This is a genomic window from Cellulomonas citrea (assembly GCF_009829685.1).
Classification (GTDB): domain Bacteria; phylum Actinomycetota; class Actinomycetes; order Actinomycetales; family Cellulomonadaceae; genus Cellulomonas; species Cellulomonas citrea.
The window spans coordinates 1-2,441 of sequence record NZ_VWSD01000251.1 but is presented as its reverse complement, the minus strand read 5'-3'; the positions used below and the strand labels follow the sequence as shown (position 1 = coordinate 2,441).

General features: G+C 75.7%; 3 protein-coding genes. All 3 read left to right on the top strand.

Translation table 11 applies throughout. From position 1 onward, the window contains the following. Window positions 1–115: 115 nt before the first annotated feature. The 3 genes from F2B26_RS15780 to tsaE are packed head-to-tail and all read left to right on the top strand — an operon-like array spanning window position 116 to window position 2,267. Window positions 116–622: a nucleoside/nucleotide kinase family protein gene (locus F2B26_RS15780; RefSeq protein ID WP_159810974.1), complete on the top strand. Its 507-nt coding sequence runs from the start codon at window positions 116–118 to the stop codon at window positions 620–622. After that, on the top strand, window positions 619–1,767 hold the full coding sequence (gene alr / locus F2B26_RS15775) for an alanine racemase (RefSeq protein WP_235929715.1): 1,149 nt from the start codon (window positions 619–621) through the stop codon (window positions 1,765–1,767). Before F2B26_RS15780 ends, alr begins: the two co-directional genes overlap by 4 nt. After that, the gene (gene tsaE / locus F2B26_RS15770) at window positions 1,764–2,267 is read left to right on the top strand and encodes a tRNA (adenosine(37)-N6)-threonylcarbamoyltransferase complex ATPase subunit type 1 TsaE (protein ID WP_159810970.1); all 504 of its coding nucleotides are present in this window, start codon (window positions 1,764–1,766) and stop codon (window positions 2,265–2,267) included. Before alr ends, tsaE begins: the two co-directional genes overlap by 4 nt. Window positions 2,268–2,441 lie beyond the last annotated feature (174 nt).

Genomic DNA, 2,441 nt, shown 5'->3' with positions numbered 1-2,441 from the left:
GGTCTGGGTAGGCGTCAGCGAGCTGTCGATCGTCTCCCAGGCCCCGTGGGCCTTGGTGCGAACCGCCGACACGGAGGTGACGAGCTCACGTGTTCCGTCGGGTCGGGCGTAGAGCGTGCTCCACTCCCGCGCCGTCGTCGTGCCGATGGACGGGTTCCACCTGGCGCCCAGCGAGCTGGCGCGGCTGGGACGGGCCGACCGCAAGGGTGCGCCGGACACGTTCGACGCACCCGGGTTCGTCGCGCTCGTCGCCCGGCTGCGCGCCGGTGAGCAGACCGTGTGGGCGCCGGAGTACCACCGCGAGCTGCACCACGCCGTGGCCGGGGCGGTGCCGGTGCCGCCGCAGGTGCCGCTCGTGGTGCTCGAGGGGAACTACCTGCTGCTGGACTCGTACGGCTTCGCCCCGGTCGCCGGACTGCTCGACGAGACCTGGTACCTGGCCCCCGACGACGACCGGCGGCGCGAGCGACTGGTGGCCCGGCACGTCGCGTTCGGCAAGACACCCGAGCAGGCCGTCGCATGGGTGGCGCGCAGCGACGAGGCGAACGCCGCCCTCGTGGCCGCCGGTGCCGGCCGGGCCGACGTGGTGCTGCACGACGCGGTGGGAGACTGGACGCCGTGACCTGGTATCCCGCGCGAGCGACCGTCGACCTGTCCGCCATCCGCCACAACGTCGCCGGTCTGGTCGACCGGGTCGGCTCGGCCCAGGTGATGGCGGTGGTGAAGGCCGATGCGTACGGGCACGGGCTGGTCCCCGCCGCGCAGGCGGCGCTGGCCGGCGGCGCCACCTGGCTGGGTGTCGCCCAGACGAGCGAGGCGCTCGCGCTGCGGGCCGCCGGGATCACGGAGCCCCGGCTGCTCACCTGGTTGTACGCACCCGGCGCTCCCCTGGCCGAGCTGCTCACCGCCGACGTCGACGTGTCGGTCGCGGCGGCCTGGGCGCTCGAGGCGGTCGCCGAGGCCGCGCGCAGCACCGGCCGCACCGCCCGGGTGCACCTCAAGATCGACACCGGGCTGGGCCGCAACGGCCTCACCCTGCCGATGCTCGACGACCTGCTGCCGGCCGCCATGGCCGCCCAGGCCGAGGGCACGGTGCAGGTGGTGGGCATCTGGTCGCACCTGGCCTTCGCCGACTCGCCGGACCACCCCACGGTGCGCGGTCAGGCGCAGGTGTTCGCCCAGGCCGTGGACGCCGCGCAGCGGGCCGGGGCGCACCTGGAGGTGCGGCACCTGGCGAACTCGGCCGCGGTGCTCACCACGCCCGAGGTGCACTACGACCTCGTGCGCCCCGGTCTGGCGGTCTACGGCCTGTCGCCGATCCCGGAGCAGGCGAGCAGCGCCGAGCTGGGCCTGGTGCCGGCGATGACGCTCACCGCCCGGCTGGCCACCGTCAAGCCGATGCCCGCCGGGCGCGGGCTGTCGTACGCCCACGCGTACACCACGACGCAGGACACGACCATCGGGATCGTGCCGCTCGGGTACGCCGACGGCATCACCCGGCACGCCTCGGGTTCGAACGCGCGGCCCGGCGGTCCGGTGCAGGTCGGCGGGCGCCGGCTCGCCGTCTCGGGGCGGGTCTGCATGGACCAGTTCGTCGTCGACCTGGGGCCCGGCGCCACCGAGCAGGCCGGTGACGAGGTGGTGCTCTTCGGCACGGGGGCCGACGGCGGCCCGACCGCCGAGGACTGGGCGCAGGTGGCCGGCACCATCTCCTACGAGATCGTCACCCGGCTGGGCGCCCGGGTGCCGCGGGAGTACGTCGGATGAGCACCCGGGCGACCCTCGTCGACGCCGAGGCGACCCGCGCGTTCGGTGAGCGGCTCGCGACGCTGCTGCGGGCCGGCGACCTCGTCGTGCTCACCGGGGGTCTCGGTGCGGGCAAGACGACCCTCACCCAGGGCATCGGGGCCGGGCTGGGGGTGCGCGGCCCGGTGGTCTCGCCGACGTTCACCATCGCCCGGGTGCAGCCCTCGCTGGTGGGCGGGCCGGCGCTCGTGCACGTGGACGCCTACCGGCTGTCCAGCCTCGCCGAGGTCGACGCGCTCGACCTGGACACCAGCATGGAGGAGTCCGTGACCGTCGTGGAGTGGGGAGCCGGCTGGGTCGAACCGCTGGCGGGGGACCGGTTGGAGGTGTCGGTGGAACGTCCGCGCGGCGCCGTCGACGACCCGGCCGACGCCGCCGCGGGGGCCCGCGTGCTCACCTGCACGGGGGTCGGCGCACGGTGGGCCGGTGTCGTGCTGCCCGGCGACCCGGTGGAGGGCTGAGCCGTGCCGATCCTCGCGCTGGACACCTCCGTCGGTGTCGCGGTGGCCGTGCTGGACGACGACGGCCGGGTGCTGGCCCGGGCCGGTGAACTCCTCGCCCGCCGCCACGCCGAGCTCGCGTCGCCCCTGGTCACGCAGGCGCTCGCGGCCGCCGGCCTGAGGCCGGGCGACCTG